This is a genomic window from Tellurirhabdus rosea, assembly GCF_026278345.1.
GTDB classification, from domain to species: domain Bacteria; phylum Bacteroidota; class Bacteroidia; order Cytophagales; family Spirosomataceae; genus Tellurirhabdus; species Tellurirhabdus rosea.
In genome coordinates, this window is sequence record NZ_CP111085.1 from 1,624,475 (window position 1) to 1,647,059 (window position 22,585).

22 protein-coding genes are annotated in these 22,585 nt (G+C 57.8%); 16 read left to right on the forward strand and 6 right to left on the reverse strand.

Annotation, left to right across the window (positions count from 1 at the left end):
• Positions 1-128: 128 nt before the first annotated feature.
• Positions 129-2,558 (reverse strand): phenylalanine--tRNA ligase subunit beta, encoded by a 2,430-nt coding sequence (gene pheT / locus ORG26_RS06795; RefSeq protein WP_266367884.1) that lies wholly within the window; start codon positions 2,556-2,558, stop codon positions 129-131.
• A gap of 228 nt (positions 2,559-2,786) precedes the next feature.
• Positions 2,787-3,371, reverse strand: a complete 585-nt coding sequence (locus ORG26_RS06800) for a DUF1684 domain-containing protein (protein ID WP_266367886.1) — start codon at positions 3,369-3,371, stop codon at positions 2,787-2,789.
• A gap of 241 nt (positions 3,372-3,612) precedes the next feature.
• Between ORG26_RS06800 and ORG26_RS06805 the strand changes: the two genes are divergently transcribed.
• The 9 genes from ORG26_RS06805 (at position 3,613) to ORG26_RS06845 (ending at position 11,698) form a co-directional block, all read left to right on the forward strand.
• Complete coding sequence (locus tag ORG26_RS06805) at positions 3,613-3,984, forward strand: sugar 3,4-ketoisomerase (RefSeq protein ID WP_266367889.1); 372 nt, start codon at positions 3,613-3,615, stop codon at positions 3,982-3,984.
• Positions 3,981-5,078 (forward strand): DegT/DnrJ/EryC1/StrS family aminotransferase, encoded by a 1,098-nt coding sequence (locus ORG26_RS06810; RefSeq protein WP_266367891.1) that lies wholly within the window; start codon positions 3,981-3,983, stop codon positions 5,076-5,078. Before ORG26_RS06805 ends, ORG26_RS06810 begins: the two co-directional genes overlap by 4 nt.
• 72 nt (positions 5,079-5,150) lie before the next feature.
• Complete coding sequence (locus ORG26_RS06815) at positions 5,151-6,128, forward strand: glycosyltransferase family 2 protein (protein WP_266367893.1); 978 nt, start codon at positions 5,151-5,153, stop codon at positions 6,126-6,128.
• A gap of 18 nt (positions 6,129-6,146) precedes the next feature.
• Positions 6,147-6,920, forward strand: a complete 774-nt coding sequence (locus ORG26_RS06820) for a class I SAM-dependent DNA methyltransferase (protein ID WP_266367895.1) — start codon at positions 6,147-6,149, stop codon at positions 6,918-6,920.
• An 86-nt stretch (positions 6,921-7,006) separates the two neighbouring features.
• Positions 7,007-7,597, forward strand: a complete 591-nt coding sequence (locus tag ORG26_RS06825) for a riboflavin synthase (protein ID WP_266367897.1) — start codon at positions 7,007-7,009, stop codon at positions 7,595-7,597.
• Positions 7,598-7,651: 54 nt separating this feature from the next.
• Positions 7,652-8,446 carry a PASTA domain-containing protein gene (locus ORG26_RS06830; protein ID WP_266367899.1) on the forward strand — a complete coding sequence of 265 codons (795 nt, stop codon included), beginning with the start codon at positions 7,652-7,654 and terminating at the stop codon, positions 8,444-8,446.
• On the forward strand, positions 8,443-10,362 hold the full coding sequence (locus tag ORG26_RS06835; RefSeq protein ID WP_266367901.1) for a T9SS type A sorting domain-containing protein: 1,920 nt from the start codon (positions 8,443-8,445) through the stop codon (positions 10,360-10,362). Before ORG26_RS06830 ends, ORG26_RS06835 begins: the two co-directional genes overlap by 4 nt.
• A 34-nt stretch (positions 10,363-10,396) precedes the next feature.
• The gene (locus ORG26_RS06840; RefSeq protein ID WP_266367903.1) at positions 10,397-11,344 is read left to right on the forward strand and encodes a DUF4034 domain-containing protein; all 948 of its coding nucleotides are present in this window, start codon (positions 10,397-10,399) and stop codon (positions 11,342-11,344) included.
• Positions 11,345-11,395: 51 nt separating this feature from the next.
• The gene (locus tag ORG26_RS06845) at positions 11,396-11,698 is read left to right on the forward strand and encodes a rhodanese-like domain-containing protein (protein ID WP_266367905.1); all 303 of its coding nucleotides are present in this window, start codon (positions 11,396-11,398) and stop codon (positions 11,696-11,698) included.
• 69 nt (positions 11,699-11,767) lie between these two features.
• Here ORG26_RS06845 and miaA read toward each other — a convergent pair whose 3' ends face one another.
• Complete coding sequence (gene miaA / locus ORG26_RS06850) at positions 11,768-12,679, reverse strand: tRNA (adenosine(37)-N6)-dimethylallyltransferase MiaA (protein WP_266367907.1); 912 nt, start codon at positions 12,677-12,679, stop codon at positions 11,768-11,770.
• Positions 12,680-12,757: 78 nt separating this feature from the next.
• Here miaA and ORG26_RS06855 point away from each other — a divergent pair, with 78 nt between their 5' ends.
• The 5 genes from ORG26_RS06855 (at position 12,758) to ORG26_RS06875 (ending at position 18,767) form a co-directional block, all read left to right on the forward strand.
• A complete protein-coding gene (locus ORG26_RS06855) occupies positions 12,758-13,513 on the forward strand; it encodes a M48 family metallopeptidase (protein ID WP_266367909.1) in 756 nt (251 codons plus the stop codon).
• Positions 13,514-13,850: 337 nt separating this feature from the next.
• Positions 13,851-14,549: a DUF4230 domain-containing protein gene (locus ORG26_RS06860; RefSeq protein ID WP_266367910.1), complete on the forward strand. Its 699-nt coding sequence runs from the start codon at positions 13,851-13,853 to the stop codon at positions 14,547-14,549.
• On the forward strand, positions 14,546-16,546 hold the full coding sequence (locus ORG26_RS06865; RefSeq protein ID WP_266367912.1) for a M1 family aminopeptidase: 2,001 nt from the start codon (positions 14,546-14,548) through the stop codon (positions 16,544-16,546). The genes ORG26_RS06860 and ORG26_RS06865 overlap by 4 nt, the downstream gene beginning before the upstream one ends.
• A 102-nt stretch (positions 16,547-16,648) precedes the next feature.
• Positions 16,649-17,092: a VOC family protein gene (locus ORG26_RS06870; protein ID WP_266367913.1), complete on the forward strand. Its 444-nt coding sequence runs from the start codon at positions 16,649-16,651 to the stop codon at positions 17,090-17,092.
• 115 nt (positions 17,093-17,207) lie between these two features.
• The gene (locus ORG26_RS06875) at positions 17,208-18,767 is read left to right on the forward strand and encodes a sensor histidine kinase (RefSeq protein WP_266367914.1); all 1,560 of its coding nucleotides are present in this window, start codon (positions 17,208-17,210) and stop codon (positions 18,765-18,767) included.
• Positions 18,768-18,857: 90 nt separating this feature from the next.
• Here ORG26_RS06875 and ORG26_RS06880 read toward each other — a convergent pair whose 3' ends face one another.
• Positions 18,858-20,471 (reverse strand): NFACT RNA binding domain-containing protein, encoded by a 1,614-nt coding sequence (locus tag ORG26_RS06880; RefSeq protein WP_266367915.1) that lies wholly within the window; start codon positions 20,469-20,471, stop codon positions 18,858-18,860.
• A 222-nt stretch (positions 20,472-20,693) separates the two neighbouring features.
• On the opposite strand from ORG26_RS06880, the gene ORG26_RS06885 reads away from it, so the two are divergent.
• Positions 20,694-20,957, forward strand: a complete 264-nt coding sequence (locus ORG26_RS06885; RefSeq protein ID WP_266367916.1) for a hypothetical protein — start codon at positions 20,694-20,696, stop codon at positions 20,955-20,957.
• Positions 20,958-21,041: 84 nt separating this feature from the next.
• Here ORG26_RS06885 and ORG26_RS06890 read toward each other — a convergent pair whose 3' ends face one another.
• Complete coding sequence (locus tag ORG26_RS06890) at positions 21,042-21,803, reverse strand: MBL fold metallo-hydrolase (protein ID WP_266367917.1); 762 nt, start codon at positions 21,801-21,803, stop codon at positions 21,042-21,044.
• An 83-nt stretch (positions 21,804-21,886) separates the two neighbouring features.
• Complete coding sequence (locus ORG26_RS06895; RefSeq protein ID WP_266367919.1) at positions 21,887-22,264, reverse strand: response regulator; 378 nt, start codon at positions 22,262-22,264, stop codon at positions 21,887-21,889.
• Here ORG26_RS06895 and ORG26_RS06900 point away from each other — a divergent pair.
• Positions 22,242-22,445, forward strand: coding sequence for a hypothetical protein (locus tag ORG26_RS06900; RefSeq protein WP_266367920.1), 204 nt, complete (start codon positions 22,242-22,244; stop codon positions 22,443-22,445). The two genes, ORG26_RS06895 and ORG26_RS06900, sit on opposite strands and share 23 nt — an antisense overlap.
• Positions 22,446-22,585 lie beyond the last annotated feature (140 nt).

Sequence of the window (22,585 nt, forward strand, 5' to 3'; positions counted from 1 at the left end):
ATTAACGTGCGTCGGGTTAAAATTGGTTTATGGTTTAGGGTTTATAGTCTATGGTTTATAGTTGCTCTGCCAATCCGGGCTATGGCGAAGCAACTATAAATCTTAAACCCTAAACTATAAATCCTAAACTACTTCCTGATTACAGCGCCCAGTTCCCGCTCAAAAGTCGCCATCAACCGCTGCATCGTCTTATCGATAACCGCATCGTTGAGGGTTTGGTTGGGATCCTGCAGAATAAAGCTTACGGAGTACGATTTCTTATCCTGCCCCAGATTCTCGCCTTCGTACACGTCGAAAACGTTGATGTCGCGCAGGAGTTTCCGCTCCGCCTGACGGGCCAGACGCGAAATCTGGTCGTAGGTCACGGTCTTGTCCAGCACCAGCGACAGGTCGCGGCGCACTTCCGGGAAACGCGGCACCTCGGCAAAGACGACCTTGCTGCTGTACTGTTTCACCAGATATTCCCAGTCGAAATCGGCGTAAAACACGGGCTGCTTGAGGTCCACGAGTTTGGCCAGCGACGGCTTCACGAGGCCCAGGGTCACGACCGGTTTTTTGTTGAGCCGGTACGTCAGGCCGTACTGGAACAGGGCCGGGTCGGCGGGTTCTGAATCCGTTACGGTGAGCCGCAGCGAGGTCAGCACTTTCTGCACCGCCGCCGCCAGATCGTGGTACTGCACCGGACGCCCCTTCGTCGCCCAGCTTTCGCTCTGGTCGTTGCCGACCATCCACATACCCAGCCGCCGTTTTTCGACGTACTTTTCTCCGGCCTGGGAGTAAATCTTTCCAAATTCAAAAATCTTCAGGTCTTTCTGACGACGGTTGAGGTTGTAAACCAGCGTTTCCAGCCCCGAGAACAGCAGCGTCTGCCGCAGCACCGACAGGTCTTCGCTCAGCGGATTCAGCAGCGTCACGTCCGCATTCGGCAGCGTCGCCCGAATGGCTTCGTTCAGAGCCGGGCGCGTCATCGAATTGGTCATCGTTTCAAAAAAACCGTTGGCCGCCAGAACCTGGCTGATGCGGAACTGCAGCGCATCTGGATCGGTCTCGGGAAAATCCGACAGAAAATCGGCCCGCAGCGAGTCCGACAGCGGCACATTGTCCACGCCGTAGATGCGCAGAATTTCTTCCACTACATCGGCCTCCCGTTCCACATCCACGCGGTAGGGCGGCACCAGCGCCGTAAATCCTTCGTCCGTCGCGTCCGCCAGCCGGATATCCAGACTTTCGAGGATGCGCCGGATTTCGGCCCGGTCGAGCGTGAGGCCGATCAGCCGGTCGATGTTCCGGTAACGCACCGGCACCGGCCGGTCGGCCACGGGGCTGGGGTACAGGTCCACCACCTCGGAGCTGACCGCGCCGCCCGCCACTTCCTGAATCAGCAGCGCCGCCCGTTGCAGGGCATACACCGGCAGATTCGGGTCCGTGCCCCGCTCAAAACGGAACGAGGCGTCGGTCTTCAGACCGTGCTTCTGCGACGTTTTCCGAATCCAGGCCGGATGAAAATAGGCGGATTCGAGGAAAATGGCCGTGGTGCTTTCCGAAACGCCCGACGTCTTTCCGCCGAAAACGCCCGCAATGCACATCGGCTCGTCGGCGTTGCAAATCATCAGGTCCGAAGCCAGCAGCTTCCGCTCCACGCCGTCGAGGGTGACGAACGGCGTTCCTTCCGCCACCGTTTTGACGATGACCTGTCCGCCCGCGATGGCCGCCGCGTCGAAGGCGTGCAGCGGCTGACCGAGTTCGTGCTGCACGTAGTTAGTGATGTCCACCACGTTGTTGATCGGCGCCAGTCCGATGGCCTGCAGCCGTTTCTTGAGCCAGTCGGGCGATTCGGCGACCTTCAGGCCGGAGATCGTCAGACCGGCGTAACGCGGGCAGGCTTCCGGATTTTCGACGCGCACCTCCAGGGTCAGGTCGGTATTCGCCACCAAAAAAGCCTCCACCGACGGGCGGCGGACCTCCCGGTTCAGAACGGCTCTCAGGTCGCGGGCGACGCCCAGGTGCGAAGCGGCGTCGGCCCGGTTGGGCGTCAGGCCGATTTCAATGGTAAAGTCATCTTCCAGGCCAAAATAGGCCGCCGCCGGCGTACCGTTGGGCAGTTGAGCGACCGGACCGTTCGGGTCCAGCACGATAATGCCCGCATGGGAGGTTCCCAAGCCGATTTCGTCTTCGGCGCAGATCATGCCTTCCGAAGCCGCCCCGCGGATTTTGGCCTTTTTGATGACGAACGGCTCCCCGCCCGTCGGGTACAGGGTAGCTCCGACCAGCGCCACGACCACCTTTTGTCCGGCGGCTACGTTCGGCGCGCCGCAGACGATGTTCAGCGGCTGGCTCTGTCCGGCGTCTACGGTGGTAATGCTCAGTTTATCGGCGTCGGGGTGTTTTTCGCAGGTCAGTACTTCTCCAATGACTACGCCTTTCAGCCCGCCCGGAACGGCTTCTACGGGTTCAATTCCTTCTACTTCCAGGCCAGTGCCGGTCAGCACCCGGCCAATTTCTTCGGGTGATTCCGGCAGGTCAATCAGCTGCTGCAGCCATTTATACGAAATCTTCATAAAGCAATCTACCTATAATCTCTTTGCTGGGTAAGCAATTGGGTTAAAACACAAAGATAGGGGAAAATAAGTCGGTAATAAGTCGTAAGTCGGTAAGCGGTCCGCCGCTGCGGTCGTAAGTCGCTCCGCCGGTTTCCGATTGAGGCGAAGCCGCTTACGACCGCAGCGGCGGACCGCTTATCGACTTACGACTTGTTGCAGACTTACGACTTACCGACTTACTACTTGTTACCGACCGCCCCCGAGCTTCTCTCCTGCTTTCACGGCGACCGGAAGGGTGTTCTCTTTCGGCGGCAGCGGGCAGGCGTACTCGTGGTTAAAGGCGCAATAAGGGTGGTAAGCCGTGTTGAAATCGACTACCAGCCGGTTTTCCTTTACTTCGTCCTCTTCAAAGTCGATGTAGCGGCCCCCTCCGTAAGTTTCCTTTCCATTGGTCAGGTCCTTAAAGAGTAGAGACAGCGTCGTGCCGTGTTTCAGAAGAAGCACCCGGCAGACTTCGCCCTGCAGACTGAATACGGCATGGGCATATTTGGTATACACATCTTCCGAGCCGTCGCTCATCGGAATGACCAGTCGCTGGGATTTGTCGGCAAAAGGTTCAATCCGGGCGGTGACCCGGTAGGCGGGGTCGGGGTCAAAATAAGAAAGCCCTTTAAACGCTTTCCTGTCCGTAATGGGTGATTCGGCGCTGGTTTGGTAAAAATCGTCCTTTTCTTTCCGCTTCCGGGCCAGTTCCTGCCGGTACGCTTCGGGGTCCGATACATCCGAAGAATTACCGCACGATGTCCCAAAAAAGCAGAAAAAATTTACCAAAAGAAAAAGTGAGCTGTTGGACCACAGCAATCGGGCAAAGAATTTACTTTTCATTTAATTACCAACGGGTTACAGAACCCGACAAGCGTTTCCTGCCGGGTCGTTTCCGGGCGGGTTTGAGGCCCGGAACTGGTTGAAGTGGCCTATTTGTATAGTTCTAACTTTAGCAACAGGGAAAAATATTAGTAACTTTCCCTATAATTTTCGGCGTTTTCATCCGCAGGAAGAACATTCCCTAAATATGGCTCAGCTACTCGAATTAAATACATTTTCTTCAGAATCCGGCAATCTCACCGTATTTGAAAAAATAATTCCGGGTACGATAAAACGGGTTTTCTACGTCCACGAAAACGCCGGCGAAATTGGCATCGGATACCGGCATCACAAAGCCTGGAGCGCGTTTATGTGCCTGAACGGGAGCTGCCGGATCTACGTCAACACCGGGGCGGGCGAAGAATTGTATGTTCTGGACGAGCCCCAGAAATGCCTCATTCTGGAACCGGGCGACTGGCGGAGAATCGACCGGATCGGCGAAGGGGCCGTTCTGCTGCAGCTTTCAAACGAAGTGTACGACCCCGCCGATTACATCTACGAAAAATACCAGCACGCATGATTCCATTTCTGGATTTATACCAGGTCAATGCCCCGCACCGGGCCCGCATTGAGGAGGCCATGCAGCGGGTAGTTCAGTCGGGCTGGTATATTCTGGGGAAAGAGGTGCGGCAGTTTGAAGAACAGTTTGCCGCTTATGTGGGCACCCGCCACTGCATCGGAGTCGCCAACGGCCTGGATGCCCTGACGCTGATTCTGAAAGCCTACGACTTTGCGGCCGACAGCGAGGTCATCGTGCCGGCCAACACCTACATCGCCTCCATCCTGGCCGTTACGCACGCGGGCCTGACGCCCGTGCTGGTCGAGCCCGACCTGCGGACTTACCTGATCGACCCGGCGTTGATAGAGGCCCAAATCACCCCGCGGACCAAAGCCATTCTGGTAGTACACCTCTACGGCCGCTGCTGCGACATGAAGCCCATCCGGGCGCTGGCCGACCGATACGGACTGAAAATCATTGAAGATGTGGCCCAGGCCCACGGCGCGCAGTACGAAGGCCGGATGGCCGGCAATCTGGGCGATGCGGCGGGGTTCAGTTTTTATCCCGGCAAAAACCTCGGGGCACTCGGCGACGGCGGAGGCATCACCACCAGCGACGACCAGCTCGCCGACCGCCTGCGGCACCTGCGCAACTACGGTTCCAGCATCAAGTATTTCAACGACTACATTGGCCTCAACAGCCGCCTCGACGAATTGCAGGCCGCTATCCTGTCGGCCAAACTGCCGTTTCTGGAAGCCGAAAACGAGCGCCGAAGAGGACTCGCCCGGCTTTACCTCGACGGGATTCGTCACCCGGACCTGACGCTCCCCCCGGCGGGCACGGCGGAACAGGACGCCTGGCACCTGTTTGTCGTCCGCCATCCGAAGCGCGAAACGCTGGTGGACCACCTGAACCAGAACGGCGTTCAGACCGTCATTCATTACCCCGTGCCACCGCACCAGCAGCGGGCCTACGCCGCCTGGAACGGACTTCCGTTTCCCATTACGGAGCAGATTCACCGCGAAGTGGTCAGCCTGCCGCTCAGTCCGGTGCACCGCGAAGAGGATATTCAGCGGGTCATTGCGGTGATCAACCAATGTCCCTGCGAACGTTAGCCCGTTCCTCAACGCCCACGACCCTGCCCGGCCGGAACCGAATTCATTTTTCATTATTCATTATTCATCGCTGTGCTTCTCTCCGTCGTCATCCCCGTTTACAACAGTGAAACCACGCTGCCTCCGCTGCTGGAGCGACTGCAGACCGCCCTGTCGGCCTATGCGTTCGAGGTGGTGCTGGTCAACGACGGCAGCCGCGACCGTTCCGAGCAGGTGGCTATCCGGCTGGCCGAGCAGTACGAGAACGTCACGGCGGTTGCCCTGCGGCGTAATTTCGGCGAGTTCAACGCGGTGCTCTGCGGACTCAACTACGCCCGCGGCCGGTACACGGTCATTATTGACGACGATTTCCAGAACCCGCCCGAAGAGATTCTGAAGCTGGTGCAAACGGCCGAAACGGGCGGTTACGACGTTGTCTACAGCTATTACGCCAGCAAGCAGCACCACTGGTTCCGCAACCTCGGCAGCCGCCTGACCAACGCCCTGGCGACCCATCTGCTCCAAAAGCCGAAAGACCTCTACCTGTCGAGCTTCAAGCTCATTCGCGACGAGGTCGTGCGGGAAATCGTCCGGTACACGGGGCCGTATCCGTACATCGACGGACTCATTTTCCGCGTTACCCGGAATGTCGGGGCGGTGCAGGTGCAGCACGAAAAACGGCAGGAAGGCCGCTCCAACTACACGGTCGGCAAGCTCGTCTCGCTGTTTGTCAACGTGCTGGTTTGCTACTCGCCCCTGCCCCTGCGGGTGTTCACGCTGGCCGGAGCGGGCCTCTCCGGAAGTGGGCTGCTGGCCGGAACCGCCCTGCTGGCGGCGGCTCTGCTGGGCTACGGGGTAGCGGGCTGGCAGGTCGTTCTGTGCGCCCTGCTGCTGCTGACGGGCTTCGTGACCCTGTTTCTGGGCGTGATGAGCGAGTACCTCGGTAAACTGTTTATGGCCCAGAGTGGACTCCCGGCTTTTGTAGTGAAAAAAGTGGTCCGTCGCCAGGCATCCGCCGCTCCGGTCGGGAGCAGCCGGGAGGCCGGGCGATTGCCAACTGACGACTTTTAGGCGACTGACGCCCTTTTTATGATCGGAAAACACGACGAATACGAAAAAATGTTTCGGCTGGAGCAGCGACTGTGGTGGTACCGCATCCTGCACGGCCGGGTGTTGCAGGCCATCGAAGCCCGGTTTGGCTCCCGCCGCGACCTCCGCATTCTGGATGCGGGCTGCGGCACGGGCGGGATGCTCAGTTCCCTGACCGAAGCGGGGTATACGGACCTGCGCGGCGTCGACGGCTCGGCCGATGCCGTGGACTTCTCCCGGCAGCGCGGCCTGAACGTGAGTCTGTTGAACCTGAACGATTTCGGCGGCTACGCACCCGGCGAAACCTACGACGTGATCGTCTGCAACGACGTGTTCTGCTACTTCGACGATGCGGGCCTGCGGACGCTGCTGCGCGAAATGCGGAAACGGCTGGCTCCGGGCGGTGTGCTGATTTCCAACAACAACGCCTTCAACGTCTTCCGGGGCTCGCACGACCAGGCCGTGGGGAGCCAGCGGCGGTTTGTCCGGGCGGATTTCGAACGGTTTGCCCCAGAGGCCGGGCTGCGGATTGCCCATTCGACCTACTGGAGTCTGGCGCTCGCCCCGCTCATTCTGGCGATCCGGCTCTGGCAGTCGTTTCAGTTGAAAGTGGGTCTGCAAAGTCCCGACCAGCCCGCTTCGGACGTCTATTTTCCGGGAAATATCATTAACGAAACGCTGTACCGGATTGTAAAAACCGAACAAACGGTGCTGCCCCGAACGCCTTTCGGAAGTTCGCTGTTTATGGTCCTGAGTCGGAGCAACGCCGATTAACTGCTTACCTTTGGCACCCTAACCGTTCCATTTGGTTTGTAGTTAATCAGCGCAATCCGTTAATCCGTGTAATCAGCGTTCAGAATATGTTCACCGGCATCATCGAATCCCTCGGCACCGTAACCGACATCATCCCCGAAGGGACCAACCTCACGTTTCGCCTCCAGGCCCCCATCGCCCCTGAGTTAAAAATAGACCAGAGCCTGAGCCACAACGGCGTCTGCCTCACCGTCACGTCCGTGGAAGGCGGGCAGTACACGGTCACGGCGGTGGACGAAACGCTCCGGAAAACGAATCTGGGCCGGTTGCAGGTCGGCAGCCGGGTCAATCTCGAACGCTGCATGCCCGCCAACGGCCGCTTCGACGGGCATATCGTGCAGGGGCATGTGGACCAGACGGCCGTTTGTACGAACGTGGCCGATATGGGCGGAAGCTGGCTGTTTGACTTCCAGTACGACCCGACGGTCGGCAACGTGACGGTCGAGAAAGGCTCCATCTGCATCAACGGCGTCAGCCTGACCGTTTTCAATTCGGAAGCCGATTCGTTCCGCGTCACCATCATTCCGTACACGTACGAACACACCACCTTCCGGGACCTCCGGCCGGGCGACGTCGTCAATCTGGAGTTCGACATTGTGGGGAAATACATAAAAAAAATGCTGGCGCAGTACCGGTAAGCGGGTTGAATCCGTTAATTTTACCGGTTAAAGAGTCAATTTGTTAACGATTGCATGGCTAAAATCAGCACCCGCTCCAAAGCCGACCTGCTTGTACATATCGGAATCGTCGTCAGCCTGATTGTCGCCCTTTTCCTGGGCTTTTTCTTTATCTGGCTGCCTTACACTACCAACCACGGCCAGACCGTGACGGTCCCGGACCTGAAGCGCATGAGCGCCGACGAACTGGAGGATTTTCTGGCCGACCATGACCTGCGTTACGAGATCAGCGAAGACTGCACCTACGTGGCCGGCGCCGAGCCTTATACGGTCTATCTGCAGTACCCCAGACCGGGCACGAAAGTGAAGGAAGGCCGGAAAATCTACCTGACCATCACCACGCCCAATCCGCCGATGATCATCATGCCGAAGCTGGTCGACCAGACGCTCATCAGCGCGCAGTACGCCCTGACGAGCAACGGACTGGGCCTCGGAAAACTCAAGTTTGTGCCCGACCCGGCCCAGAACTCGGTGCTGAAACAGCTTTACCGCGGGAAGGAGATTCTGCCGGGCACGCGGCTCCCGAAAGGCTCCATCATTGACCTCGAAGTCGGGGATGGCTACGGAAATACCAAATTCCCCGTTCCGAACGTTGTAGGAATGCCGCTCGACGAAGCCAAACTGACCATCAAGGGATCGAACCTGCAGGTGGGCACCGTCATTGAAGTAGATGACCCGGAAAAAGAGGTGGGCACGGTCCTCAAACAGAACCCCGCCGCCAAATCCGGAGCCACTATCCGCGTCGGAGAAATCATCGACCTCTGGATCGTCGGGCCGGCCGAAAACATCGATGAGAGCCCGGAGCAATGAGCCCATTTTTAGATTTGCATGCATCCAGCCAACCCGTGCCGCTCCGCCAGGATGCGGCACGGGTTTTCGGTTTATACAAGGCCCTGCTAAGTTTACTGGTTATCCTTCTCGGTAACCTGTCCGCTTCGGCTCAGCTTAACCTCTGGCCCGTTCAGCCCGTCTCGGAACCGGGGGCTAGCCACAGTCCGGCCCGCCGGGCGGCGCTGGTGCTGCCTTTTTTCGACGATTTCTCGACCGCAACGGCCCAGCCGGACCCGGCCCTGTGGAGCAGCGGCGGCGTTTACGTCAACAACACCCTGGGCCTGAATGCGCCCTCGCGCAACGTGGTGACCTTCGACGGTCTCGACCGGACCGGGCGGCCCTACGGACTCGGCAACGCAATGGGCGTGCAGAGTACCGACACCCTGACGTCCCAGGCCATCGATCTCTCGGGGCTGTCCCCTTCCGACTCGGTCTACCTGAGTTACTACTGGCAGCGGCAGGGACTGGGCGAATTGCCGGACGACGAAGACTCTCTCCGGCTCCAGTTCCTCAACAGCCAGGGCAACTGGGCGACCGTCTGGAAATCCCCGGCTTCATCGTCCACCAGCGCCTTTACACAGACCCTGATTCCGGTCCGCGACCGGGCTTACCTCCACGGTGCCTTTCGGTTCCGCTTTCAGACCTTCGGTCGGGCTTCCGGTTCCTTCGACAACTGGAATCTGGATTATGTCTACCTGAACCGCAACCGCAACGCTGGCGACCGGTACATCCGGGATATCGCGGTCCGGACGCCGGTATCGCCTTATCTGAAGCGGTATACGGCAATGCCGCTGCGGCAATACCTGGTGAATCCCGCCGCCGAAACGGCCGACAGCGTTCGGACCGATCTGGTCAATCTCTTCAATAATTTCAACTTTACCACCCTGCGTTTCCGGGTGCGCGAGGAGATCAGCGGGCAGGTCATTCAGACGTACGAAGACCCGTCGGCCCAGCCGATTGCGTCGCTGGCATCGCAGGGGAAACGGGTACGTCCGACGCCGCTTCCCGCTACCTTTGCCGGACAGCGCGCGCTCATTCGCTCTACGTTTGACATCCTGACGACCGACGACCAGAACCCGTCCCTACCGACGGTCAACCTGCGGCGAAACGACACCATTTCGAGCCTTACCGTGCTGGATGATTACTACGCCTACGACGACGGCTCGGCGGAAATGGCTATCAACAGCGGCCGGACCTACACCCGGTTCATGCTCCGGTTTGTCACCAACCGGCCCGACGCCGTCACCGGACTGCGCATCAATCTGGTACCCTACCTTCAGGATGCCAGCAACCAGGCTTTTTCGATTGCTGTCATGTCGAGCCAGCAGGGGCGGCCGGGCACCGTCCTGCATCAGCAGTCGGCTCAGGTCAGATACGGCACTTCCCGCAACGGCTTTGTCGAATTTCCGTTCAACCGGCCCGACGGAGTAGCCGTAACGGACACGTTTTTTGTAGGCTGGACCCAGGTTACCGAAGCCGCGCAGGGTTTTGCGGTGGGCTTTGACAAAAATGGTACGGCATACGCGCCGAACTTTTACGTAAACCTCGGCTCAGGCTGGAATCTAGGCTCCGACGTCAGCAGCGACGTCCGGGGCATCCCGATGATCCGGCCGGTGATGGGCGGACGGGCCACGACCGTCGTGACCGGCACCCAGAACGAGCCGCTGGCCCCGCTGCGGGTTTACCCCAATCCAACGCGCGGCCCCATCCGCTGGGACCATTCCGACCTCCGGCAGATTGACGTGTTCGACGCCGCTGGAAAACTTTTGCGCACGATCGCTCCCGTTAACGGCCAACAGGAGACTGACCTCAGCAATCTAAGTCCCGGTTTGTATTATCTTCGCTTGCAAAACGATCGGCAGGCAGTCACGCAGAAGGTGTTGCTGGCGCGGTAGGCGGTTGCTTCCGTTTTACCATTAACTTGTACGCATGTCTTTTTTCAAACGCTTATTCGGCGGTTCTTCCGAACCGGATACTAATACCCCCAGTACTTACCTGCATTACAAACGCGTTCCGGAGTTTAAAACTTACCTCCTACAAGAACAGTATGATGTCTTTGCGCAGCACTACAAAGCAATGGCCTGGGACGAACAAGGTCTAGTGATTGAAGGCCTCACCTGCCAGCCGGAGCTGGACGGCCCGGTGGAGACCTGGACCCGCGCCCAGCCCGATCAATACCTTGCGTTCCTGCTGCAGGGCATTGCCATGACCCGCAAAGCTTGGGATATCCGGACCAGTAAACTGGCCAGCGAGGTAACGGAAGAACAGGCCCAAGGTTTCTTCGAACACCTCGCCCTTGCTTTTCAGGCGCTGGAGCGGGCCTCTCATCTTAACCAGACCGACCCGCTCGTACCCGCCCGGATGATTCCGGTGCTGATGGGACAGGAAAGTGACACCGCCACGGCTTTTTCGTACTTCGAAGCCGCCCGCGCCCTGCAACCATCGCACCCCGGCGCGCACATGTCTATGCTGCTGTATCTGGCTCCTAAATGGCATGGCTCCATTGAGGAAATGGCGAGGTTTCTGGACACGTACGTCGATTCGGATACGTACCCACTCCTAACCTCCGTGCGGCTCTCGGCCGTTTTTGAAGAATGGACCAATCTGAAACTAGAGGGAGATGAAGAGGGTTACAAGTCTTTTTTTGCCGATGAAAACCGGCGGGCGTATATTCGGGGCCTGTACGAACGCTTCCGCGAGCCAACGGACGGGAAGCTGCTGACGCCCTTCGTACGCAACTGGTTTGGTCTGGCTCTGCTCAAGATCAAAGAACACGACCTGGCCTCCCGCGAAATTCGGGCTATCAAAGGCAAAATGGCCGTCTCGCCCTGGCGCATGGTCGGCATTACGTCGTATGATATGCTTTTCAAAAAGTAAAGCAGTAAGAAGTTCATCATTCCAACCAACAACCCATAAACACGAAAAACCATGGACATAACCGTACAGGAACTGAAAGAACGCCTTGACCGCGGCGAGAAAGTCAATCTCATCGACGTGCGGGAGGATTACGAATATGACCAGGACAACCTCGGCGGCGAACTGATTCCGCTCGGAGACCTGCCCCATCGCCTCGATGAACTGGAAGATCGCCGCGACGACGAAATCATCGTGCAGTGCCGTTCGGGCGCCCGTTCCGCCAAAGCCCAGCAGATTCTGGAACAGAACGGCTTCTCCAACGTCCGCAACCTCGTAGGCGGAATTCTCGCCTACCGGGAGAACGAAAGGAAATGAATGATGAATGATGAAGGCTTCGCCTCAATCCGATATGGAGAAAGAGGCGAAGCCTTCATCATTCATCATTCACTGCGGCCCACCGCCGCGGTTCATTCCATACTCCAAAACCCCCTCCGCGTCTTCTGCGCCGAACCAGCGGTAATTTCCTCCGTTTCGGAACCAGGTGAGCTGGCGTTTGGCGTAGCGGCGGGAATTGCGTTTGAGCAGTTCGACCATCGTTTCGTAGTCGTATTCTCCATCCAGAAAACCAAACACTTCCTTGTAACCCACCGTCTGTAAGGCGTTCAGGTGTCGGTAGGCGGCCAGCGAACGGACTTCCTCGACCAGACCGCGGGCCAGCATCTCGTCCATGCGCGCGTCGATTCGGGCGTAGAGTTCGTCGCGGGGACGGTCGAGGGCGACGAATACGGGGGTAAAGGGGCGCGGGGCGGTCTCCTGTCGGCGGAAGGAAGAAAACGGCTGGCCGGTCTGGATGGTCACTTCCAGCGCCCGCACCACCCGCTGGGAATTTTGCAGATCGGCTGTGGCGACATACACGGGGTCGCGCTGCCGCAATTCTTCCTGCAACGCGGCCAGTCCTTCGGTTTGCAGGCGCTGCATCAACTGCTTGCGGAGCGCCGGGTCGATTTCCGGAATATCGTCGAGGCCGAAACAGACGGCATTGATGTACAGGCCCGTTCCGCCGGAGAGAATCACGATATCTTTTTTCTCAAAAAGAGTATCCAGCACGGCCAGGGCTTCCCGTTCGTAATGGCCCGCGCCAATTAGCTGCGTAATGCTGTGCGAATCCACAAAATGGTGCCGGACACCCTGCATCTCCTCCGGCGTCGGTTTGGCGGTGCCGATGGCTAGTTCCCGGTACAGCTGCCGCGAATCCGCCGACACCACGTCCGTATCGAGTTCTTTCGCCAGTCGGACGCAAAGCGCGGTTTTGCCCACGGCCGTGGGTCCGGCTACCACAAGAAGGGTCTTTTGCATGGCTCAAAGCTACGAACCACAATTCGTTAAACCATCTGCCCGTTTTTTTAGTCAAAAGGGAAACAATTGTTAATCCGAATGAAACGTATAACCCATATTTTTTTCCTGATTCTCTGGTTACCGGCTCTGGCGCAGGCGCAGGGAGGGCTGGCGCAGGCGGGGCTGGAGGCCATTCAGTCGCTGACGCTGACCAACCAGCAGGTAGCCACCTACTCGCGTCAGGCTGTGCAGCAGATGGACGCCCAAAACCCTGTAGCGGGACCCAATGACCCGTACACGCAACGTCTGAACCGGATCGTGAGCCGTCACCGCAGCATCAACGGCATTCCCATCAATTACAAAGTGTATAAAGTGGCCGATGTCAACGCCTTTGCGACCGCCGACGGCAGCGTTCGGGTGTTCAAAGGGCTGATGGACATCATGAGCGACCAGGAGATTATGGCCATCATCGGGCACGAAATCGGGCACGTGGTCAATAAGGATTCGCACGACGCCATGAAAAGCGCTCTGCGCCGCTCGGCCATCCGGAATGTCGGTGCGGCTCAGGACGGGGTCATTGGCCGCCTATCGCGTTCACAATTGGGTGGCATCGCCGACTATCTGGTGGGTGCCAAGCACAGCCGGGACCAGGAGTCCGAGGCGGACGATTTCGCCTACAACTTCCTGAAACGCAACGGATACAGCGTCATGGCGCTGGCTACTTCGTTTGAAAAACTGGCGCAGAAAGGCAGCAGCGGCGGCAAGGTGGGCGAAATTCTGTCCACGCACCCCGACAGCAAAAGCCGGGCCCAGCGGGTCCGCGACCGGGCGCGGCGGGACGGACTGGCGCGCTAAGCAGCTTCCCCGTTTTTTTGCAAAACCGAAGGTCTACCCGCCTTCGGTTTTATTTTGCGCTTTCGTTTCGACTGGCTACCGGCGTACAGCCTCTCACCGCCGATTCATCCGGCCAAACGGAGAGCTTTATCGCTGGCGCGGACCGATGGCGACGCCCACAAAGACCCGGCGCACCGTTACCCGTTGCACCAAAACGCCATCCTACCGGAGTGGGAAAAGCGTACTAGGCCGGCAACGGTCGTTTGCAGAATAGCGCCAGCCCGCCCCCGCAAAAAACTACTTTTCAGCCTTTTGGTTGAATAGAAAAGCTGATTACTTTCGTATCTATTCATCCCTTATGGAATCATCGGATCTGGTCGTTCTCTTTTTTACCCTACTTCTGGGAGGCGCCGGCGGCATGGCGGTCTCCAGCTGGCTCAAAAGCCGGAAATCCGGCACTGTAACGGACGTCCGAATCGATTCGACCATGCTGGTGGAGCGGATCGAAAAAGTATTCAAAGTGGTGATGGCCGAAGGGTATTTCTCCGAAATCCTGACCTATCAGGATCAGAAAAAATATCTTTATTTTCTCAACGACGAAAAACGGGCGCTCATCATCGCCAAAGCCAAGGTGCTCGTCGGGTACGATTTTGCCAAAATGCGCTTCCGGCAGCCTGCCGACGGCGACAAACGGCTCATAATCGAGTACTTTCCGGAGCCCGAAGTGCTGTCCATTGATACCGATTACAAATTCTACGACCTGGACCCCGGCCTGCTGAATCATTTCAAAAGCGAAGATTACACCCGCTTGCTCGACGAAGCCAAAAAGACCATGTACGACCGCGCCCTGCAAAGCGACCTGCCCCGCATCGCCAGCAACCAGATTCAGTACATGATTTTCCAGCTGGCCGACTCCCTGGGCTGGCAACTCGAACTGCCGCCCGCCGAGCAGCGCAAACTCGACGAGATCGCGCATCGGTACGACGACCTGAAAGCCGACCCCCGGGAGCTTCCGGGAGATATTCTGGACGACATCAAGAAAGAAACCAACGAATGAACCCTGCTCTACTGACCGGCCTGCAGGCTTTACTGGCTCTGACGGCCTTTTTTGGGCTGACTCGCGCCGCGTATAGCCAGTCCGTTGACGATGCTTCCGAAGCCTGCCGGACTGCCAAGGTCCGGGCGTTTGGCAGGCTGGTCCCAACCAGCGCCCAGGCCCGGATGCAGTACCCCGGCGACCCCGGCATTGACGTGCATTACTACAAACTGGACCTGCGCCTGACCCACAGCCCGCAGTACCTGCGGGGAGCGGTAACGGTCGGCCTCCGCCCGGTGTCGGGCAACGTGACCCAGTTTTACCTCGATTTCAACGACACCCTCCGGGTCGATTCGGTCAGGGCGGGGGCCGTCCGGGTGGCGTTCTCCCGCAGCCGGGGACAGCTGATAATCCGGCCGGAACGGGCGCTGGCGGCGAATGCCTCGTATTTCGTCACCGTTTATTACCAGGGGCGGCCCGACCCCAGCGGGCTGGGCAGTTTTGCCTTCAGCTTCCACGGCCCGCAGCGCGACCCGGCCATCTGGAGCCTGAGCGAACCCTACGGCGCCCGCGACTGGTTTCCCTGCAAGGATACCCCGGCCGACAAAGCCGACTCCTCCGACGTCTGGATCACGGCTCCGCGCTTTTTTGTGTCGGTCTCCAACGGGCGGCTTGAAGGCGTTTCGGACAATCCGGACGATACCCGCACTTACCGCTGGCGCAGCCGCTACCCGATTGCGCCCTACCTGATTTCGCTGGCGATGAGCAACTACACCCAGGTGGACCAGACGTTTGGGACCATGCCCGTCATGCATTATCTGTACCCCGAATCGGCCACGACCTCCGTCCGCGGGTCGCTCGACGAAACGACCGCGATGCTGAGCTTTTTCTCGGACTTCTTCGGCCCGTATCCGTTTCTGAATGAAAAATACGGGCACGCGCAGTTTGGCTGGGGCGGCGGCATGGAGCACCAGACCATCAGTTCGATGGGCGGATTCACCCGGACGCTGATTGCCCACGAGCTGGCGCACCAGTGGTTCGGCGACAAGATCACCTGCCGGACCTGGGAGCACATCTGGCTCAACGAAGGCTTTGCCAGCTACGCCGAAGCGCTTTTCACTGAAAATATCGCCGGAAAAGCCGCGTTCCAGTCGGCCATGACGTCGTTTCTGAACCGCGCCCGCAACGCGCAGGGAACGCTGTATGTGCAGGACATCGGCAATGCCAACAACATTTTCAACAGCAACCGGACCTACGCCAAAGGCGCGGCGGTGCTGCACATGCTTCGGGGCCTTGTGGGCGACCAGACCTTCCGGCGGATTCTGCGGGAGTACGCTTCTTCCAATCTGGCCTACGGGACTGCCGTAACGGAAGATTTTGAGGCCATCGCCAGCCGGGTGTACGGCCAGTCGCTGGGCTATTTCTTCAAACAATGGGTTTATGGGGAAAACTACCCGATCTACACCGCCACCGGCACCGTCCGTTCGGGCAATGCCAGCCAGTGGACGCTCAGCCTGCGCCTCCAGCAAAGGACCGGCACGACCAACCCGGGCTTCTTTACCATGCCCGTGCCTGTCCGCATTACGACTACCGCCGGAGACACCACGGTGACGGTCTTTAACAACGCCGCCGACCAGACCTTCGAGCTGCTGCTTCGGGCCGCTCCCACCGGCTTTGCCATCGACCCGGACAACTGGATTCTGAAGCAGGTCGAATCCACCCAGTTGCAGGCGATTACGGGCCTGCAGGAGCCGGTGGCCGAAACGGCCATTCGGGTCGTGCCCAATCCGGTCCGCGAGCAGCTCACCGTCCGGCTGGAAACGCCCTACCCGCTGACTGGCCGCTTTTCGCTGACCGACCTGTTGGGCCGGGAGGTCGCTGCCCTGCCCGAACGGGTATTTCCGGAAGGCCGTCATCAGGTGGAGTGGCCTGTAGCGCACCTGGCCGCCGGACGGTATACGCTTGTTTTTCAGACGGGTAAACAAAAGCGGAGTCAGCCCGTGTTACTGGTGAAGTAAGCCCCGGACGGGCGGACCGCTGGGCGCGATTTTCGATCTGCAAAAAAATGGCGTAGCTTTCCGGGCAAAGCTGCTTTATACAGGCAGTTGACCCCTTTTTGTATGAAAAAATTCCTGATTGCCCTCTCCTTTTCGCTGCTTACCGTTACTGTTTCCCTGGCCCAGACGACGGGCAGTCTCGGCATTGTCCGGCATAATCACCTGGCGCTTCAGGTGAAAGACATTCCCGTCAGCGCCGCCTTTTACCGGGAAGTTCTCGGGCTGAACCCGATTCCGGTGCCCGACAATCTGAAGGCCATCCGCGCCTGGTTCGACATCGGCAACGGGCAGCAGATTCACCTCCTGGCCGGGCGCACCACCCCCATCGTGAACGACCGGAACGGCAGTCATTTCGCGGTTTTTGTGGCCTCCATCGACCAGTCCGAGCAGTTTCTGAAAGACCGGAAGATAGCCTACCACCGGCAGGTCCGCTTCGACGGCGTTGCCCAGATTTACTTTGCTGATCCGGACGGGTATCTCATCGAATTAAACCAGACGGTCAAGTAACAAAATCGCCGCCATCAAATTGACTTTCAGCACTCATTTTGTACCTTTAACGAACAGGAGAGCGTTGGTTGCGGGGTTATTTTCCTGACGGCATATTTCAGCAATAGCATTGGTCATGTTCCCTCCCGGCACAGAACAGCAGCAGGGATTATCCTTGCTGAAAGACACGCTTAACCTGGCAAATCACGGTATCAGCCTCTACGAGACCGTCCGGGACGACGATAACCAGATCGTCGATTTCCGGGTGGTGGCGATGAACCATCTGGCGGAACAGCTGCACGGCGTTTCGGCGGAGCAAAGCGAAGGCAGGCTGGTCACCGCAATTTTCCCGGCCATTCGCTCGCATCCAAACTGGGCCCGGACCATCCGGGTAGCCGAGACTGGTCTTCCTTTTCACGAGACGGTTTTTACCACCTTTCCGCTGGCGCACACCGACGGCTGGTTCGACCTGTCCATCCGGCCCTGGCATACGGGAGTTGCCATCACGTACCAGCCTCTCCGGGCGGACCTCGGGAAGGAAACCACCTGCCAGCAGCGACCGCAGCTGGAGCAGCAGGCCCGGCTTTTCGACAGCGTGCTGGATCAGATGCTCAATGGCCTGCTGATTCTGAAAGTGATCCGGGACGAAAAAGGCCAGCTGGACGATGTGGAATACGTTCGGGCCAGCCGCTCGCTGGAACAGCATGGCGTGGCTTCGGTCGAGCAACTGATCGGCAAGCGGATGCGCTCCCTGTATCCTCACGCCACCCAGACCGAAATCTGGCGGCGGTATCAGGCCCTGCTCGAAACCGGGACACCCCAGCGGTTTGAAGAATATTATCAGGCCGACGGACTGGACATCTGGATGGACATTTCGCTTACCCTGCTGGACAACGACACGATTCTTTCGATCTACCAGCCCATCAGCGAACTCAAGCGGTATCAACAGGCCCTTGAAACGCAGAACCAGCTGCTTTGCCGGACCAACGAGAACTTGCAGCAGTTTGCTTACGTGGCGTCCCACGACCTTCAGGAGCCGCTGCGCAAAATCCGGTCTTTCGGCGATATCCTCGAAAGCCGCTACAGCCCGGTTCTGGATAACGACGGCTCGGACCTGATCCGGCGGATGCAGTCGTCGGCGGCCCGCATGACGTATCTGGTTCAGGACCTGCTGACCTACTCCCGTCTGACAACCCACCGCCAGCCCCACGCCCCGGTCGATCTGGGCTACGTGATGCAGCGCGTGCGGCTGGAGCTGTTGTCGGAAATCGAAAAGGCTTCTATCCGGCTAGTTATCCCTGAATTGCCGCCAGTACCCGGCGACAGTCCGCAGCTTTTCCAGCTTTTTTTCGGCCTGGTCAACAACGCGATCAAATTCCGAAAATCGGAAAGTCCCTGCGAGATTACGATTAGTCATTGTCTGGTAAAAGGCGCTGAAATTCCGGCGGAAGAAGTAACGCCGATCAGCCATACCTACCATTGCATCAAGGTTCAGGACAATGGCATTGGCTTTGACCCGGTGTACACCAACCGCATCTTCACCATCTTCCAGCGGCTGCACAGCAAATCGAAATACCCCGGAACGGGCATCGGTCTTGCGATCTGCAAAAAAGTCGTGGACAACCACAACGGCTACCTCACCGCCACCAGCCAGCCCGGCGCCGGGTCAACCTTCGCAGTTTACCTACCTAAATAGGATTATGAGTTATGAGTTAAGCTCCGCAGGGTCATAGCGATTCGGCGGGCTTTACTTTTAACTTTTAATTTTTAACTCATAACTCTTAACTCATAACTCCCTTGGTTCCACCAGCACCACCTCCTCTTTGTCCACCACTACCTGGCCTTCGGCCAGGCCTTTGGGTTTTCGGACGAATTTTTTGGGCGTGACGATTACGGGGCAGAGGGTATCGGTACGGCGTTTGGAGTACCAGGCGGCGAGTTGGGCGGCGCGTTCGATTACGGTTTTCGGGAATTTCTTACCGGCCTGGTACTTGATCAGGACGTGGGAGCCCGTCACGTCGCGGGCGTGCAGCCAGAGGTCTTCCTTGAACGAATATTTCTGCGTGAGCAGATCGTTGTTTTTGGCATTGCGGCCGATCAGAATGGTGAATCCCTCGTGCTCGACCACCTTGAAAAGCTGACCAGGTGCCAGGGCGGCGCGTTCGTCGTTCAGCTTCTGATTTTTGAGAAATTTCCGCAGTTCGCGCAGGTTGTCGATGGCGGCGATATCCGTCAGCTGGCGGCGGATTTCTTCGGCCTCCTGCTCCCGCTTTTCGATGCCTTCCTGAATCTTGGCGACTTCGATCTTCTCGTTTTTGGCCTTCCGGTAATACGTTTCGGCGTTCTTCTGCGGACTCAGTTCGGGCTTGAGCTTGATCGAAATAGGTTGGTCGCGGTAAAAGTCGTACAGGTCGATCCGCTCCGGGGACCGCGCTCCGGCGGGTTCGGGAATCTGGTGCAGGTTCGCCATCAGGATGTTGGCAATTTCCTCGTTGCTGACTCCTTCATCCAGTCCGAAAAGCCGTTCCATCTGCGATTCAATGTACGCCTGGGTCCGTTTCAGCCGCTTTTCGAGCAGCCGGAGCACCTCGCCTCGCTCCCGCTCAAGTGTGTTGCGTCCCATGAAGGCCGCATAGAACCGATTGGTCGCCTCCAGCGGATTGTCGAATTCCTTGCGGTACGGATCATCTTCCCCCAGCGGCACCAGCGTCAGGGCGGGCTTGTGGTCAAAGGTGGTGAGGTAATAGCGCGGCGGATTTTCGAGCCGTCCGAGCGTTTCCTGCAACAGCGCCCACTTATCCGGGCCGTCCAGCGTGCGGAGGCCTTTTTCTTCCAGATAAAAATTAACCTCTTTCCCGAAGGTCGGAAACAGCTTGCGGTGGTCGAAGTTCGCCTGCTCAAAAGCTTCCCACGACTGGTCGAGGGTGCGGTCGAGGGCGTTGTATTTCAGGTTGTAATCTTCAACCAGCTTGTTGTTGAACAGGTCGGCGACCTCGTTTTCCTTGAATATAAGCAGGTTGGGCCGATTGCCGAAAAATTTGAACAGTAGCGCATGGCCGCCTTCCAGTTCGATGCTCAGGCAGCGTTCGTTCCGGAACGAGCGCACGGCGGTAACGGGCGTACCGGAACTCTCTTCTCCGCCCGTCAGTTCGTCGAACAAATCGACGCTGTTGGTGCGGGCCCGTTGCACCGATTCGGGGAACAGCAGTCCCGAAAAATCCGGCCGGAGGGTAGCTTTGAGGTAAAACGGGCGGTAGTAATTGAGTTTTCCCCGGGCCTGGGCAAAGACCATCACCAGTTCGTCGCGGTCCTGGCTGAAGCACTCCATAAAGCGCAGTCCTTCCAGGTTACGGGCAAGGGCGGGGGCAAGCTGGCGGAGGAAGTAATAATTGGTATGCACGGGGAATCAGAGCTTCGGAGATTGGTGGGGCAAAGGTAGGGAAAATTGCCGGGCGGTGTCGGCATCGCCCGCAAGGCAACTTTTCATCCTGACCTTGCAGCCGTTTTCGCCGCAGCCTCAAGGGCACTTCCGCCAGAAAACAGGACCCGGACAAAGGCGGATTATTCCAAACATTTCCCCCCTCCGCCCGTTTATTTCCTACACATAAACCAACTCAACGTCATGGCTAATCATAAAACAACGGACCAGCCCGGCTCGAATAACAAGCAGCCCAATACGGGCCGCACCCGCAATGTGGAGGCCCGCGATACCTCCGGACAGCAACCGAATATGGAACGCACCCGTTCCAATCAGGATAAAAGCAAACAGGGAAATCCCGAACCGGATACGCATAACAAAACCAAATCCGAACTTCAGCACGAACGCGGCCCCGTCGGGCACGGCAGCCACAACAGCGACCGCAGCGGAAGCGATAGCGGAAACTGAAAATCAGTTAAGAGTTAAAAGTTAGGCTCCGCCTGGTCACAATCCTGACTGGCGGAGCCTAACTTTTAACTCTTAATTCTTAACTCATAACTGAATTTTCAATCCGTCGAAGCCCAGGCGAATGTACGGGGGGAGTTCTTTTTCGACTTCGCGGTGGAGGCCGAGTTTGTGGCTGATGTGCGTGAAGTAGGTGATCTCCGGACGGATGCGCTCGACGAGGGCGACGGCCTGTTCCAGCGTGAAATGCGAAATGTGAGGCTGGCGCTGCAGGGCATCCAGAATCAGGACGCGGGTGCCGTAGACTTTTTCCAGTTCTTCTTCCGAAATGTAGTTCAGGTCCGTCAGGTAGGTGAAATCGTGGACCCGAAAGCCGAAGACCGGCAGACGGTGGTGCAGCACGTCGATTGGAATAAACCGGACCCCCTCAACCTCAAACGGCTCGTTATCAACCTCGTGCAGCCGAACGCTGGGCACGCCGGGGTATTTATTTTCTTCAAAAGCGTACGAAAACTCCCGTTTAATCTGCTCCAGCACCCGGCCCCGGCCGTAGAGCGGCATGTCGCGGCGCTGGCGAAAATTGTACGCCCGGACATCGTCGAGTCCGGCGGTATGGTCCTTGTGTTCGTGCGTGAAAACCACCGCGTCGAGCCGTTTGATGCCTTCCCGCAGCACCTGCTGGCGGAAGTCCGGCCCGGTGTCGATCACAATACTTTTCCCCTCAACCTCCAGATGGACGGATGTCCGTAAACGCTTGTCCCGGTAATCCGCCGAGCGACAAACGTCACAGTCACAGCCAATAAGCGGCACACCGGAAGAAGTCCCGGAACCGAGGAGGGTAACGAGCATAGGGATAAAATGCTGAATGATTGAATGACTGAATGACTGGTGGGTTTCTCGTTCAGTCATTCAGTCATTCAATTATTCAACTATTACTTATCGGTCAGTTGATTCACCACGTCCACCAGCCGGTCGAAGTTCAGGGGCTTGACGAGGACGTCGTTGAAGCCGGCGGACTTAAATTCCTCCTCCGTGTAGTTTTTGGCGTTGCCGGTGATGGCGACAATGGGCACCTCGGCTTTCGTTTTATCGGACATGGCCCGGACGCGGCGAACGCATTCCATCCCGTCCATGACGGGCATATTGATGTCCAGCAACAGAATATTGAAGTCTTCTTTTTCCAGAATCTGGATTACCTGTTCGCCGTTTTTGACGGACGTAATATCGTAATTCTGAAATTCCAGAATCTTACGGGCCAGGTTCTGAATGACGGAGCTGTCTTCAGCAATGAGTACGCGTTTAGCTGACATAGGGGCGTTGAAATTAATCGTAGTTGCCACAACGGCGTTGCCGCAACGGCAGGAGACGGTTTCCGCAGGTGAAATTAAGAAGCACATTCAGAAACGCAAAAAACTATTCTTCCTTCTTATCGTCAATCCGACCGCCTGCCGTGACCGCCCCGATCCGGCAACCCCGGTCATCTTCTTTTAACTCAGGAAAATATCCCTGCAGGAATTACTTAAATCGGCCTGCAAAGCCCGTCGCCTCAATTTCCTGATCGACACCGCTTTGTTTAGACCAAATTAAGTAGTTCCATGAAAAAATTGTCTTTTGCCCACAACCTCAGGGAT